General features: G+C 71.6%; 13 protein-coding genes. 6 read left to right on the forward strand and 7 right to left on the reverse strand.

Annotation, left to right across the window (positions count from 1 at the left end):
- Positions 1 to 198 precede the first annotated feature (198 nt).
- Complete coding sequence (mraZ, locus tag G5C66_RS01890) at positions 199 to 621, reverse strand: division/cell wall cluster transcriptional repressor MraZ (RefSeq protein ID WP_165109144.1); 423 nt, start codon at positions 619 to 621, stop codon at positions 199 to 201.
- Positions 622 to 863: 242 nt separating this feature from the next.
- Between mraZ and G5C66_RS01895 the strand changes: the two genes are divergently transcribed.
- From G5C66_RS01895 to G5C66_RS01905, 3 genes are read left to right on the forward strand one after another with little or no spacing between them, the layout of a single operon-like run.
- On the forward strand, positions 864 to 1853 hold the full coding sequence (locus G5C66_RS01895; RefSeq protein ID WP_338144033.1) for an AAA family ATPase: 990 nt from the start codon (positions 864 to 866) through the stop codon (positions 1851 to 1853).
- 30 nt (positions 1854 to 1883) lie between these two features.
- Positions 1884 to 3176: a DUF58 domain-containing protein gene (locus G5C66_RS01900; protein WP_165109146.1), complete on the forward strand. Its 1293-nt coding sequence runs from the start codon at positions 1884 to 1886 to the stop codon at positions 3174 to 3176.
- The gene (locus G5C66_RS01905) at positions 3173 to 5464 is read left to right on the forward strand and encodes a transglutaminase TgpA family protein (RefSeq protein WP_165109148.1); all 2292 of its coding nucleotides are present in this window, start codon (positions 3173 to 3175) and stop codon (positions 5462 to 5464) included. The genes G5C66_RS01900 and G5C66_RS01905 overlap by 4 nt, the downstream gene beginning before the upstream one ends.
- A 9-nt stretch (positions 5465 to 5473) precedes the next feature.
- On the opposite strand, the gene G5C66_RS01910 is transcribed toward G5C66_RS01905, so the two are convergent.
- From G5C66_RS01910 to G5C66_RS01930, 5 genes are all read right to left on the reverse strand, one after another.
- Entirely contained in the window at positions 5474 to 5842 is a 369-nt protein-coding gene (locus G5C66_RS01910) for a DUF3040 domain-containing protein (RefSeq protein WP_165109150.1), read from the reverse strand.
- A 145-nt stretch (positions 5843 to 5987) separates the two neighbouring features.
- On the reverse strand, positions 5988 to 7193 hold the full coding sequence (gene dinB / locus G5C66_RS01915; protein ID WP_165109152.1) for a DNA polymerase IV: 1206 nt from the start codon (positions 7191 to 7193) through the stop codon (positions 5988 to 5990).
- A 114-nt stretch (positions 7194 to 7307) separates the two neighbouring features.
- Entirely contained in the window at positions 7308 to 8036 is a 729-nt protein-coding gene (locus tag G5C66_RS01920; RefSeq protein WP_165109154.1) for a methyltransferase domain-containing protein, read from the reverse strand.
- A 37-nt stretch (positions 8037 to 8073) separates the two neighbouring features.
- On the reverse strand, positions 8074 to 8514 hold the full coding sequence (locus G5C66_RS01925; RefSeq protein WP_165109156.1) for an SAV_6107 family HEPN domain-containing protein: 441 nt from the start codon (positions 8512 to 8514) through the stop codon (positions 8074 to 8076).
- Positions 8515 to 8705: 191 nt separating this feature from the next.
- A complete protein-coding gene (locus tag G5C66_RS01930) occupies positions 8706 to 9299 on the reverse strand; it encodes a hypothetical protein (protein WP_165109158.1) in 594 nt (197 codons plus the stop codon).
- 141 nt (positions 9300 to 9440) lie between these two features.
- On the opposite strand from G5C66_RS01930, the gene G5C66_RS01935 reads away from it, so the two are divergent.
- On the forward strand, positions 9441 to 10076 hold the full coding sequence (locus G5C66_RS01935) for a DUF4126 domain-containing protein (RefSeq protein ID WP_165109159.1): 636 nt from the start codon (positions 9441 to 9443) through the stop codon (positions 10074 to 10076).
- Positions 10073 to 11398 (forward strand): phytoene desaturase family protein, encoded by a 1326-nt coding sequence (locus tag G5C66_RS01940; RefSeq protein WP_165109161.1) that lies wholly within the window; start codon positions 10073 to 10075, stop codon positions 11396 to 11398. The genes G5C66_RS01935 and G5C66_RS01940 overlap by 4 nt, the downstream gene beginning before the upstream one ends.
- A 1-nt stretch (position 11399) precedes the next feature.
- Here G5C66_RS01940 and metF read toward each other — a convergent pair whose 3' ends face one another.
- Positions 11400 to 12290, reverse strand: coding sequence for a methylenetetrahydrofolate reductase [NAD(P)H] (metF, locus tag G5C66_RS01945; RefSeq protein WP_165109163.1), 891 nt, complete (start codon positions 12288 to 12290; stop codon positions 11400 to 11402).
- A gap of 34 nt (positions 12291 to 12324) precedes the next feature.
- Here metF and G5C66_RS01950 point away from each other — a divergent pair, with 34 nt between their 5' ends.
- Complete coding sequence (locus G5C66_RS01950) at positions 12325 to 13410, forward strand: polyprenyl synthetase family protein (protein WP_165109165.1); 1086 nt, start codon at positions 12325 to 12327, stop codon at positions 13408 to 13410.
- Positions 13411 to 13415: the final 5 nt, after the last annotated feature.

The following is a 13415-nucleotide window of genomic DNA, read 5'->3' on the forward strand; positions in this document are numbered from 1 at the left end:
CTCTTGGCAGAGCCACGGGCTGACAACGCCACGGATCCGCAGAGCCAGGTCTCATGCCCGCTCCGTCACCACCTGTGCCGTCCGGAACCGGGGAAGGTGCCCCGGATGGCTGGATGAGTGGAGCGGGACTGAGACCTCGTCCTGCGGATCCGCTGTTGACTTGTCTTGTTTCTGTCGCTTTGTCGATCTGTCCCTTTATCAGTCCGTCGACTCGTCGAGGTCCGCGAACTTGGCCTGTGCACCCGCGGAGTACTCCGCCCACCTGGCCGGGTCCCAGATCTCGATCCGGTCCATCACACCGATCACGACCACGTCCTTGACGATCCCGGCGTAGTCACGCAGGAGCGGCGGGATGCCGATCCGGCCTTGCTTGTCCGGTGTCGTCTGCTCGGCCCCCGCAAAGAGGACACGGGCGTAGTCGCGTGCGTCCCGAGAGGTGAGCGGCGTCTGCTGGGCCCGCTGCGCCTCCTGCATGAAGACGTCCTCGGGCCACACCACGAGGCAGTTCTCCTGACCTTGCGTCACGACAACCCCCTCCGCCAGTCGTTCTCGGAACTTTGCGGGAAGGAAGATCCGGCCCTTCTCGTCGAGCTTCGGCGTGTACGTGCCCATGAAGAACATGTGCTCGCCCCCGCGGTCAGCTCAACGTGGATCGTTCCTCCACTTTGCCCCACCGTACCCCACAATCCCCCACATTCAAACCACCTTCCTCCCCCACGAGGTGTTTTCGCACCACATGCCGCTTCAGCGGCAGGCCCTAGCCGTCCCTCAGGCAGGTCACAGTCGGGACAATGGCGCAGACGCCCGTAGGCGCTACCCCGTACGGTGTTCCCATAAGCAGGTGTGAGTCGGAAGGACGCGACGTGACGACGCCGTTGGAGGCCGCAGGACCGGGCCCAGCCCATGGGGCAGAGATCGAGACATTGGTGCGGGTCGCGGGCCGCATTCGCGACAGCATCGAGAAGGTGATCGAAGGAAAGACCGACGTCGTCGACTCCACGCTCACCGTGCTCCTCGCCGAGGGGCATCTCCTGATCGAGGACGTCCCGGGGGTCGGCAAGACCCAGCTGGCGAAGGCGCTGGCGCGCTCGATCGACTGCTCGGTGCGGCGTATCCAGTTCACGCCCGACCTGCTCCCGAGCGACGTCACCGGAGTGTCGATCTTCAACCAGAACAGCCGGGAGTTCGAGTTCCGCCCGGGTGGCATCTTCGCCAACATCGTGGTGGGCGACGAGATCAACCGCGCCTCCCCCAAGACCCAGTCGGCGCTGCTGGAGTGCATGGAGGAGCATCAGGTCACCGTCGACAACGCGACCTACCAGCTGGAGTCGCCGTTCATGGTGATCGCGACCCAGAACCCGATCGAGATGGAGGGGACGTACGCCCTCCCCGAGGCGCAGCGCGACCGGTTCATGGCACGGGTCTCGATCGGCTACCCGCCGGTCGGCTCCGAGATCGCGATGCTGGCCAGCCACAGCGCGGCCAACCCGCTCGACGACCTCGACCCGGTGACCGACGCCGCGGAGATCCGCAAGCTCATCGGCGTCGTCAACCAGGTCTACGTCGCCGACGCCGTCCGCCGCTACACGGTCGCCCTGACCGCGGCGACCCGCGCCAACAACGAGCTGGCCCTGGGCGCCTCGCCCCGGGCCAGCCTGCACCTGCTGCGGGCCGCGAAGGCTCATGCCGCCCTGCACGGACGCGAGTTCGTCCTCCCCGATGACGTACGCAGGCTGACCGGCCCGGTCCTTGCCCACCGTCTCCTCCCCAGCGCCTCTGCGGCGATGCACGGACGTTCGGTCACCGACATCCTCGAGACCATCGTGTCCGCCGTGCCGGTGCCGCAGACCTGACCTGCCGGGCCGAGCACCAGGGAGAGAGCGATGCGCGAGGCGCTGTCCGGACTGACCGTCCGGGGCCGGGCGTTCCTGGCCGCCGGGATCACCGCGATCGTCTGCGGGATCCTGCTGGACCAGTCGACGCTGTCCAGGATCGGGATGCTGCTCGTCGCGCTGCCGCTGGTGACCGCGGTGGTCGCCGCGTGGGGCCGCTACCGGCTGGCTCTCGTACGCCACATCGAGCCCCACCTGACCGAGGCCGGCCAGCCCGCCAGGGTCGAGCTCACCATCGCCAACGAGGGCCGGATCCCCACCGGGACCCTGCTGCTGGAGGAGACGGTGCCCTACGCCCTGGGCGGTCGCCCGCGCTTCGTGGTCGACCGGATCGGCTTCGGCTGGCGCCACAGGCTCGGCTACCAGGTCCGCTCGGAGATCCGCGGCCGCTTCGACATCGGTCCGATGCGCGTGACGGTCGCCGACCCGTTCGGCCTGGTCGAGCTCAACCGCGCCTTCCAGTCCACGCAGCCGTTCACGGTCACCCCGCGGGTGCTCCCGCTGCCGTCGACACCGCTGACCGGCAACGCGACCGCGTCCGGCGACTCCCGGCCGCGCGCCTTCATCGGCGGGAGCGCGGAGGACGTCACGGTGCGTGAGTACCGGCGCGGCGACGAGCTGCGGCGGGTGCACTGGCGCAGCTCGGCCCGGCTCGGCGAGCTGATGGTGCGCCGCGAGGAGCAGCCCTGGCAGGCCCGGGCCACCGTCTTCCTCGACAACCGCCGCTCGGTCCACCGGGGTCAGGGCGCGGGCTCCTCCTTCGAGCAGGCCGTCGTGGTCGCCGCCTCGGTCGCGGTCCACCTGGTCGAAGCCGGCTACTCCGTACGCCTGGTGACCTCCGCCGGCACCTCGCCCGGCGCCAACCTCGCCGGTGAGCTCAACGCCGGCTGGCACGACCGTGAGGGTCAGGCCGACGCTGCCGCTCTGCTGGAGGCGCTCGCCGTCGTGGAGACGGTCCAGCACCACCGCATCGACGCCTCCTGGATCGGCGAGGCCGGCCAGGGCGGGGTCACCGTCGCGGTCCTCGGCTCCCTCGATGAGGAGGACGCCGCCGTGCTTCGCCGGGTGCGACACCACACCGGAGCCGCCCTCGCCTTCGCGCTCGACGTGGACGGCTGGAGCGCGGTGCACCTCGCACCCGAGCAGCAGCGGCCCAGCGGCGTACCTCTGCTCATCCAGAACGGGTGGAAGGCGGTCGAGCTCGGGATCGGCGACTCGGTGGCGACGCGCTGGCGCGAGCTCGGCACCCGAGGCGCGGCCGCCGGAGCGGGGATGGCGCGATGATGACCTCCGCTGACGTACGCGGCGTCGCGCCCGCGATGGCGGTGCCGGTGGCGTGCTTCCTGACCGTCCTGTTCGCGTTGTCCTCGTGGGGCTCGTTCACCTCGACCCCGTTCTCCTACCTCGGGCCGATCCTGGTCGCCGGCCTGCTCGTCATCGGCACCGGCATCTCCGCTCGGCTGCTGCGCGTGCACGGCTCGGTGGTGGTGCTGCTGCAGCTGCTGCTCGGCACGATCGCGACCAGCCTCCTGCTCGTCCGGCACCCCTTCCCGGTCACCGCCGCAGGCCGGGCTCGGGTCGAGGCCGCGATGGCCGAGGCCTACTCGGCCTTCAACCCCTTCGACCTGCCGATGTCCGCACCGGAGGTCGCTGCCTACCTCGTCCCGGGCGGCGTGGCGGCGGTGCTGCTGGCCGACATCCTGGCGGTCTCGCTGCGGCGGCCGCCGATGATGGGGCTCGTCGTACTGGGTGTCTTCACGGTGCCGTTCAGCATCATCGGCGCCGGCGGCTGGGGTGGCGTCTCCTGGGTCGTCTTCCTGCTCACTGCGACCGCGTTCCTGGTGATGCTGCGGATCGACCGCGCCCAGCAGCTGGGCCGCTGGGGGCGGCGCCTCGACGAGGACCTCCCCGTGGTGCCATCCGCCGGCCCGGCGGTCATCGGCGTCTCCGCGGTCGCGATCGCCCTGCTCACCCCGGCCTGGATGCCCAGCCCGAATGTCTCGCTTCCCGGCCTGGGCCCGGGCGACGGCAGCGGACAGCTGCGGGTGATCAACCCGACCGTCGGGCTCTACGGCGACCTGCGCCGGCAGTCCGACGAGGTGATGGTCACCGCGACCCCGCTCTACGACGAGCCCACGACCTCGCCCTCCTACCTCCGCATCCTCACCCTGACGAAGTTCACCGGCACCGAGTGGACTCCCGGCGACCGCGACGTCCCCGCCGACCAGACCGGCGTGGCCACCTTCGAGCCGCCGATGTCCGACGAGACCCTGCTCGGCGAGCCCACGACCTACCAGATGAAGGCCAGCGCGACGTTCCAGTCGGCATGGCTCCCGGTGTTCACCCATCCCCTCGAGATCACGGCCAGGGGGCCGTGGCGCTACGACGAGGACACGCTCGACTTCATGTCCACCGAGGGCCGGGACCAGACCGTTGCCGGGCAGCGGTGGCGGATGACCGCCGCTCCGGTCGAGCCGTCCCAGGAGCGCCTGCTTGCCGCGGGTGAGGCCGGCATCGCCGCGCCGCCCGGGATGACCGATCTGCCGCTGCTCCCCGACGAGATCGAGCAGATCGCGCTCGAGCGGACCGCCGGCCAGGAACGGCCGTTCGCCAAGGCGGTCGCCCTGCAGAACTGGTTCCGCCACAGCGGTGAGTTCACCTACAGCCTGGAGCGGGACGTCGGCGCCGACAGCACGGCCCTGCTGGAGTTCCTGACGACCAACAAGGTCGGCTACTGCCAGCAGTACGCCACGGCCATGGCGGTGCTCGCCCGCGAGCTCGGCATCCCGGCCCGGGTCGCCGTCGGGTTCCTGAACGGCGACCGGGACGAGGACGGCGGCTGGCAGTTCCGCGGCCGCGACCTCCACGCCTGGCCCGAGCTGTGGTTCGAGGACATCGGCTGGGTCCGCTTCGAGCCGACCCCGGCTGCTGCCGACACCAGGGAGCCGCGCTACACCGCGGGTGCGCTGGGCAACGCCCGCAACGAACCGGAGGCGCCCGTCCCCAGCGCCGGCACGGGTGCGGCCCCGGTGCCCAACCGGCCGCAGCAGGAGGCCCCGGACACCCCGGAGGTCGCCGACACCGGCACCGAGGAGTCGAACGCCGGCGCCATCTGGGCCGGCCTCGGCATCCTCGCCCTGGTCGGAGTCGTCGCGCTCGCCGCCCCCGCGGTGATCCGGCGCCGCCGGCGTACGGTTCGGCTCACCGGCGACGCGGAGGCCGGCTGGAACGAGCTCGGCGACACCGCGATCGACCTCGGGCTGCCCTGGTCCGGCACTCGCTCACCGCGGGAGGAGGCCGCCGGACTCGCCCCTCAGCTGCAGCACCGCGAGCCGATGCTCGCGCTGCAGCGGATCGTGGCCGCCGTCGAGCGCAACCGCTATGCCGAGCACCGCGACACCGCGGCGGTCGGAGACGACGTACGCCTGGTCTCGGCCGCGCTCAGGGAGCAGGCCGACCGGCGGGCGCGGCGCCGAGCACGCCTGTGGCCGGCGTCGGTCTTCCGCCGTCCGAGCACCTCGGCTGTGGACGGGCCGGCTGCCCGGTCCGAGCGGGAGCTGATCTCGTCCTGATCCGGCGGATCAGAGGTCGTTGTCGCGGCGGCGCTGCTTCCAGCGTTCGCTGGCCCGGTCGAGGAACGAGCTGCGTGGAGCGTGGTCCCCATCATCCTCCTCGACAGCTGCGGCACCGCGCAGAGCGGTGAGCAGCACGGAGGTCGAGGCGAGCATCACCAGGAAGCCGACCACGCCGACGATCCACATCCGTGAGATCACACCGGTCATCAACAGCGCGACGCCACCGGCGAGCACGAAGCCCGCAATGACCGCGTGTCGACGTTGGGCACGGCGCAGGGCCGTGCCTCGGAGGGCGGAGGCGAACTTCGGGTCCTCCGCCGAGAGCGCGCGCTCCATCTGCTCGAGCAGGCGAAGCTCCTCTTCCGAGAGTGGCACCGTACCTCCCATGTCCTGTTGGGGCACCTACAAGTCTAGGCACGCCATCCTGAAGGCGGTAGTGAGCCCAGAAAATTCTTGCCCCGTCACGTTCTGCCCCATGGCACAACCACGACCGATTGTGTCAACGGACCGGGCAGGTGCGTCAACCCCGGCCGTTGTGGAGCAGGCTCGCCCGGCGTACGAGCTGTGAGCCGAAGCGTTCGGCGACCTGGTCGACGGCGCGGTCGGCCTCGGACCAGCCGCGCTCCCGCTCGCCGAGCACCAGCTGCCGGTCGGTGCCCTCGCGGGCGACCAGGTGCTCCACCCTGACCCCGACCAGCCGCAGGGCCCGGCCACGGAGGTTCAGGTCGTCGTAGAGCCGGACGGCGATGGCATGCACCTCCTGGGTGACGTCGGTGGGGTCGGGCAGCGTGCGCGAGCGCGAGATGGTGGTGAAGTCGCTGAACCGCACGGTCAGCGCGATGGTGCGCCCGACGGTGCCCGCCCTCCGCATCCGCCGGGTGACACGGGCGGAGAGGCGGAGCAGCTCGCGCACGATGTCCTCACGGTCGCTCAGGTCGTGGCCGAAGGTCTCCTGGGCGCCGGTCGACCGGTCGGGCAGGTCGGGTCCCAGCCGGCCGGTCAGCTCGCGGCGGTCGGTGCCGGTGGCCAACCGGTGCAGGTGGCCGCCGAGGCGTGGTCCGAGGATCTGGTGGAGCGTCGGGACCGGGGTGCGGGCGATGTCGCCCACCGTCTCGAACCCGAGCCGCCGGAGCCGCTTCCTGGTGCTCGGGCCGACGCCGTAGAGCTCGCCGACGTCGAGCGGGTGGAGGAACCCGGGGACGTCCTCCGGCCGGACGACCACGACACCGTCGGGCTTCGCCTTGCGGCTGCCGACCTTGGCCACGCTCGGTGTCGGCGCGACCCCGACCGAGCAGGTGATGCTCAGCTCCTCGGCGATCTGGCGCCGGATCCGATGCGCGATCTGCTCAGGGCTGCCGAAGAGCCTGGTCGCGCCGCGTACGTCGAGGAACGCCTCGTCCACGCTCACCACCTCCACCAGCGGGGTCGCGCGGCGGAAGATCTCCCGGACCTGCTTGGAGACCTCGGCGACCTCACCGAAGTCGAGCCGAACCGAGACGAGCTGCGGGCACAGCCGTCTCGCCATCGAGCCGGGCATCGCTGCATGGATGCCGTAGGCCCGCGCGGGGTAGTTGGCGCAGGTCACCACACCTCGCGCGTGGCCCCCGACCACCACCGGCTGGTCCCAGAGCTCGGGTTGGTGGCGGATCGCCACCGAAACGAAGAAGGCGTCCATGTCGACATGGAGGATCGGGGTGACTTCCGGAGCGCCAGCGGAGGAAGTCACCCCGATCCTCCATGGACGCGGACAAGCGCTGACTCGGCGCAAATGTCACGCCGGAGCGCTAGCGGAGGTGGGACGTTTGCGCCGCGTCGGCGCCACCCGGCGAAGCGAAGCGAGCTAAGAGCGAAGCGAAGCGAGCAGATGCAGTTGCGAAGCCAACGGCAGGTAGTCAGCCCGAGTAGAAGCCCGCTGCTCCAGCTCGACGAGCGCGTTGGTGGCACCGGGATCGACGTCGAGCAACGACCCCGGAACGTGATCCACGAAAACGCGTACGCCCCGAACGTCCCCGACCGCGAACCCAGCCGTCTCGAGCAGCCCGCGAACCTCGTCGAGGGCGAACCGGCGCCCCGAACGACCTTGCGGAGCGGTGTCGTCGAGCAGCTCGGCGGCCTGCGCGAAGTGGCCCGCCAGAGCGCGGGATAGGACGGCGGCGGTGCGCTGCGCGACCAGCAGGCTGAGGGTGCCGCCGGGACGGAGCACCTCGCGGATCCCCGCCAGTGCCTCCGCCGGGTCGGGGACGACCTCGAGGACACCGTGGCAGAGCACCAGGTCGGCGCCACCGGGGTCGGCGACGTCGGAGAGGGCGGCCAGGTCACCCTGGCGCGCGTCGACCGAGACGCCGGCCTCGCGGGCGCGCCGGTCGAGCGCCGCCAGCGCGTCCGGGCTGGGGTCGACGACGATGACCCTGTGACCGAGCCCGGCGATGCGTACGGCCGAGGTGCCGGTGCCGCCACCGATGTCGAGGACGTCGAGCGGGCCCGCGGCCAGGACCGGGTCGAGCGCGTCCCAGACGGCGACGGTCCGGGCGCCTGCCCGACGACTGGTTGATGCGGAGCCAGCTGCCATGGGGCCAAGCGTAGGCCCTGATCCGACCACACCTGAATCAGCCCACGAGGCGGTCGTGCTGGAGGCGCGCGACGTGGGAGGTGTGGGCCATCAGCCCGAGGGACTCCTCGACGACGGCGAGGAAGCGGTCGGCGTCGCGAACCTGCTCGTCGGCCTCCTCGGCGGTGACCGCCCGGATCGACCCCGCCTCCGCGGCGGCCCGCTTCGCGGCGCCGGCGGCGAAGTATTCGGCCCACTCGGAGAGCTCGGGCGCGACCTTCTTCAGGCGGACCCAGGCATTCCACGGCCGGCGGCGACCGGCGCGGCTGGCGGCCTCGACCGGGTCGGTGCGGGCGGCGATCAGCGCCGCTGCGGCCTGGAGGGCGGCGACGTGAGCCATGGCGTACCTGCTCGGCACGTCGTCGGCCACGATGGCCTCCGAGAGCGACTCGGTGGCACGGAACAGGTAGCTGTGTGTCGTCGCCGGCAGCAGATGCATCGGGGTCGTCCTTCTCGCTCAAGGTCGACCCCGCAGTGGACGGCTCCGGCGGGCGCCGGGGGTCGAGGACGACGCCCGCCAGAGCCTGGTTGTTCGAACACTTGTTCGAACACGAGATCAAACTACACCCCGCCACCGACAGTCACAAGACGTTTCGGTGACGGGGCGTGTCGAAGAGCTGGGCGGGTCGCTCAGTCGTCGGCGACGGCGCCGCGGATCCGGTGCGGCGGGTGGATGTAGCGAGTGTTCGCCGGCAGCCACATGACCGCCAACAGCCCCGCCGCGATCACCAGCGCGATCGCGGTGAGCACGCTGATGATGACCGGCGGACCGGTCAGGATGCCGCCGACGCTGGCCACCCCGGAGATGAACACCAGGAACGTGATGGTGATGCGGGCCCACTCGAAGCCGTTGCGGAGAAACACCGCGAGCACGCCCATCATGATGGCCATGACCCCGAACAGCGTGATGGCGGGGGCGATGAACGCCGGCGCGCTGACCCGGTTGTCGGTGGGCGGGTTGATCAGGGCGTCGAGGCCCTCCGTCTCCAGGATGCGCTTGGCCGAGGGGTTGCCCTCCGCCCAGGCGCGCACCAGGTCGTCGGAGCGCAGCACCATCACCACGACCACGACCGCGCTGAACGCGATCAGCCCGACGATCAGTCGGATCGCCCACGTCATCTCGCGCGGCACGGGCTCGGCCGCGAGCGCTGCCACCTCGACAGCGGTCTCCGGGTCCTCGCTCACGACCACACCTTCGTTCTCGTCGGGTGTCGTCATGGTCATCCGGTCTCCTTGCGACGTGGGGGTTCAGTCTCTGATCAGCCCATTCTGCCGTACGGGGCGCAACGTAGGTAAATACGCGGACACGTGCGCCTGGTCTCGGGCAGGAGCCGGTTTGTCGGCGGCGTACGCCAAGATGTGCTCATGGAATCTCTAGCGCTGACCTTCTCCAGCGGGTGGGCCAGCGGCATCAACGCCTACCTGGTCGTGCTGGTGCTCGGCGTCGTGCAGCGTACGACGGGGGCCGAGGCGATCCCGGACGTGCTCGGCACGTGGCCGGTGCTGGCCGCCGCGGGGCTGATGTACGCGATCGAGTTCGTCGCCGACAAGGTGCCCTACGTCGACTCGACCTGGGACTCGATCTCCACGGTGATCCGTCCCACCATCGGCGCCGTGATCGGCGTCCTGCTCGCTGGTGAGGCCGACTCGCTCAACGAGGCCGTCGGCGGTGTCGTGGGCGGCACCTCGGCGCTGATGTCCCACCTGGTCAAGGCCAGCGAGCGGCTCGCCGTCAACTCCTCCCCCGAGCCGGTCTCCAACTCGGTGGTCAGCGTGGCCGAGGACGGCCTCGTCCTCGGCGTGGTCTGGTTCGCGACCGAGCACCCGATGGCCGCCGCCGGCGTCGCCGCCGTCCTGCTGATCGCCGGGCTGGTGCTGATGTATCTCGTCCTCCGCGCCATCCGCGGGGGCTGGCGCAGGCTGACCCGACGCGGAAGGCGAGGCTCCCTGCCGCCCGACGGGCCCTCCGACGGCGCCACCAAGCCTTATCCCGTTCCATGAGCGACGTCGTCGTCCTCGGAGGCGGGTACGCCGGGATGGCCAGCGCCGCCCGGCTGGCGAAGCTCGGTCACTCGGTGACCCTCCTCGAGGCCTCCGGAGAGCTCGGCGGCGCGCTGGTGCCCGTGCGCGAGGAGGGGTTCACCTGGGACGCCTCGGCGACCTCGACGCTGCTGCCTGCGGTGATGCGCGACCTGTTCCGCAAGTCCGGGCGGCCCGCGGAGCGTGAGCTCGAGCTGGTGCCCATGGACGTCGTCCGCGAGCACCGCTTCGCCGACAAGACCTCGGTCGCGGTGCCCGGCGGCACCCGTGGAGCCCAGCTGGCGGCCTTCGACGCGCTGAAGCCCGGGTTCGGCCGGCAGTGGACCGACTACGTCGCCCGGTTCAGCGAGGACTGGGAGGTGCTGCGGCAGCACTACTTCGAGGTGCCGTGGGAGCCCTCCGCGCTGCCTTCCGCCGTCGCGGAGCGGTTCCGGTCGCGCGAGACCCTCCACAAGCGGCTGCGGAAGACCTTCAAGGACGAGCGGCTCCGGCTGGTCGCGGCGCACCCGTTCGTCGCCGCGGGCCAGGAGCTGCGCGACGTACCTTCCTGGGCGGGGCTCACCGCCTACCTCGAGCAGCGCTTCGGCGCCTGGCGGGTCGAGGGCGGGATGGGCGTGGTCGCCGAGGTGCTCACCGCCCGGATGGCCACCCGCCGGGTGACGGTGCAGACCGCGACCCGGGTGGAGGACATCGTCGTGCGCGACGGGCGGGCGGTCGCGGTCGCCACCGCCGCCGGCGAGATCGACCTCGGCGCCGACGGGGCGGTCGTGGTCGCCTTCGACCCGCGCTCGCTGCCGGCCCTGCGGCCGCTGGTGGACCGCACCCTGCCGGCCATCCCGCCGATGACCTTCCACCTCGGGCTCTCCTCGCTGCCCGACCACCTCACCGACCTGCCCGACGAGCTCGTCCTGCACGGCGAGCCGACCCTGGTCGTACGCACCCGTGGGCTCGCACCCGTGGGCCAGCACGCCTGGACGGTCCACTCCCACGGCAAGCTGATGGAGGACGTCCTGCTGGCGCTCGCGCGCCACAAGATCGACGTCCGCGAGCACGTCGTGCACCGGGTCGACCTGGGCGCCGCCGAGCTCGTGCGCCGCTGGCGCGGGTCGCCGCTGGGCGTGAAGTGGGCGGGGCGCAACACGGTGTTCCAGCGCCTCGGGCCGCGCACCCCGATCCCCAACGTCTACGCCGCCGGCGCGCACGCCACGCCCGGCTCGGGGCTGCCGTTCGCCGGGCTCTCGGCCGCGCTGGTCGCGCAGTCGATCGGACCCGCCGAGCGGTGACCTAGACCGTGACGTTGAGCTTCGCGAAGATCTCCAGCGTCGCCTTGGAGCGGTTGAGCGTGTAGAAGTGCAGCCCCGGCGCGCCTCCGTCGAGGAGCTCCTGGCACAGCTCGGCGGCGACCGCGATGCCCTCGGCACGGATGTCGGCGGGGTCCGGGCCGGCGGCTGTGACGCGCTCGACGATCTCGTCGGGGACCTCGGCGCCGATGAGCTCGCTCTGCCGGCGGATGGCGGCGAGGTTCAGGATCGGCATGATCCCGGGCAGGATCGGGATGTCGACGCCGCGGGCGCGCACCCGGTCGACGAGGCCGAAGTAGTCGGCGGCCCGGAAGAACATCTGGGTGACCGCGAACTCCGCGCCGGCCTTCGCCTTGGCGACCAGCACGTCGGCGTCGGCCTCGATCGACTCGGCGCCCGGGTGGCCCTCCGGGAAGGCGGCGACTCCGATGCGGAAGTCGCCGCGCTCACGGGCGAGCCGCACGACGTCGATCGCGTAGTCGAGGCCTCCCGGGGTCGGGGTCCACTCGGCGCGCGGGCCCTCGGCGGGGTCGCCGCGCAACGCCATCACGTGGGCGACGCCCTGGGCGGCGTAGGCGTCCAGGATCCCGGCGACCTCGTCGCGGGTGTGGCCGACGCAGGTGAGGTGGGCGACGGGCAGGAGGTCGGTCTCCGCGGCGATCCGGCCGGTGATCGCGACGGTCTTGTCACGGGTCGAGCCGCCGGCGCCGTAGGTCACGCTGACGAAGGTCGGCCGGTAGGGCTCCAGCGCACGGATCGCGTTCCACAGCTGCTCCTCCCCGGCCTCGTCCTTCGGCGGGAAGAACTCGAATGAGAACGAGCGCTCGCCCTCGTTGATCAGCTCCGCGAGAGAGCGTCCACGTCCAGTCACCATCGGGCCATCGTAGGCAGTGCCCTAGGCTCGGAGAGTGAATGAAACGTGGGACGCCGATGAATTCCGCAGTCGCGTCCAGGGGGCACTGGACACCTTTCTCGAGACCCAGTCCGAGCGGCTGGTCCCGCTCGGCGACGAGGTCGAGCCGCTGCTTCGCCGGGCACGCGAGTCGATGTCCGGCGGCAAGCGCCTGCGCGCCGCCTTCTGCTGTTGGGGCTTCCACGCCGTGCGGCCCGCGCCCTCTCCCGCCGAGGAGGAGGCGCTCGTGCGGGCGGCCGCCGCGCTCGAGCTGCTCCAGGCCTCCGCGCTCGTCCACGACGACGTCATCGACGACTCCGACACCCGGCGCGGCGCGCCCGCCGCCCACCGCGCGTTCGAGGCAGACCACGCCGCCGCGGGCTGGCCGGGCCGGTCCCGCGCCTACGGTGATGCCGCTGCCGTGCTCCTCGGAGACCTGCTGCTGACCTGGTCGGACGAGCTGCTGCGTACCTCTGGGTTCGGGGCTGCCGAGACCGCGGCCGCGCTGTCGGTGTTCGACCACACCCGCAGCGAGGTGATCGCCGGGCAGTTCCTCGACATCACCGTCCAGGCGCGCGGCGCCGCGGACGTGGAGGCCGCGATGAAGGTGGTGCGCTACAAGGCGGCCAAGTACTCCGTCGAACGTCCCCTCCACGTCGGCGCCGCCCTGGCCGGTGCCTCACCGGCCCAGATCGAGGCGCTGTCGGCCTACGGGCTCCCCGTCGGCGAGGCCTTCCAGCTGCGCGACGACCTCCTCGGCGTCTTCGGCGACCCCTCGGTCACCGGCAAGCCCGCCGGCGACGATCTCGTCGAGGGCAAGCGCACCGTCCTGGTCGCCCTCGCCCTGACCGGCTCGACGCCCGCGGATGCCGACCGCCTCGACCGCGCGCTCGGCCAACCGCTCAGCGCCGAGCAGGTCGCCGAGCTGCGGACGATCATCACCACCTCGGGCGCCGAGCAGCAGGTGGAGAAGACGATCACCGAGCTCGCCGACCAGGGCCTCACCGCTCTCGACGACGCCAAGACTTCGGGAGTCCTCGACGCCAACGCCGCCGAGGTCCTCCGCGCCCTCGCCACCGCGGCCACCCAGCGCACCGTCTGAGGCCG

It is taken from the genome of Nocardioides turkmenicus, assembly GCF_011045035.1.
GTDB lineage: Bacteria > Actinomycetota > Actinomycetes > Propionibacteriales > Nocardioidaceae > Nocardioides > Nocardioides turkmenicus.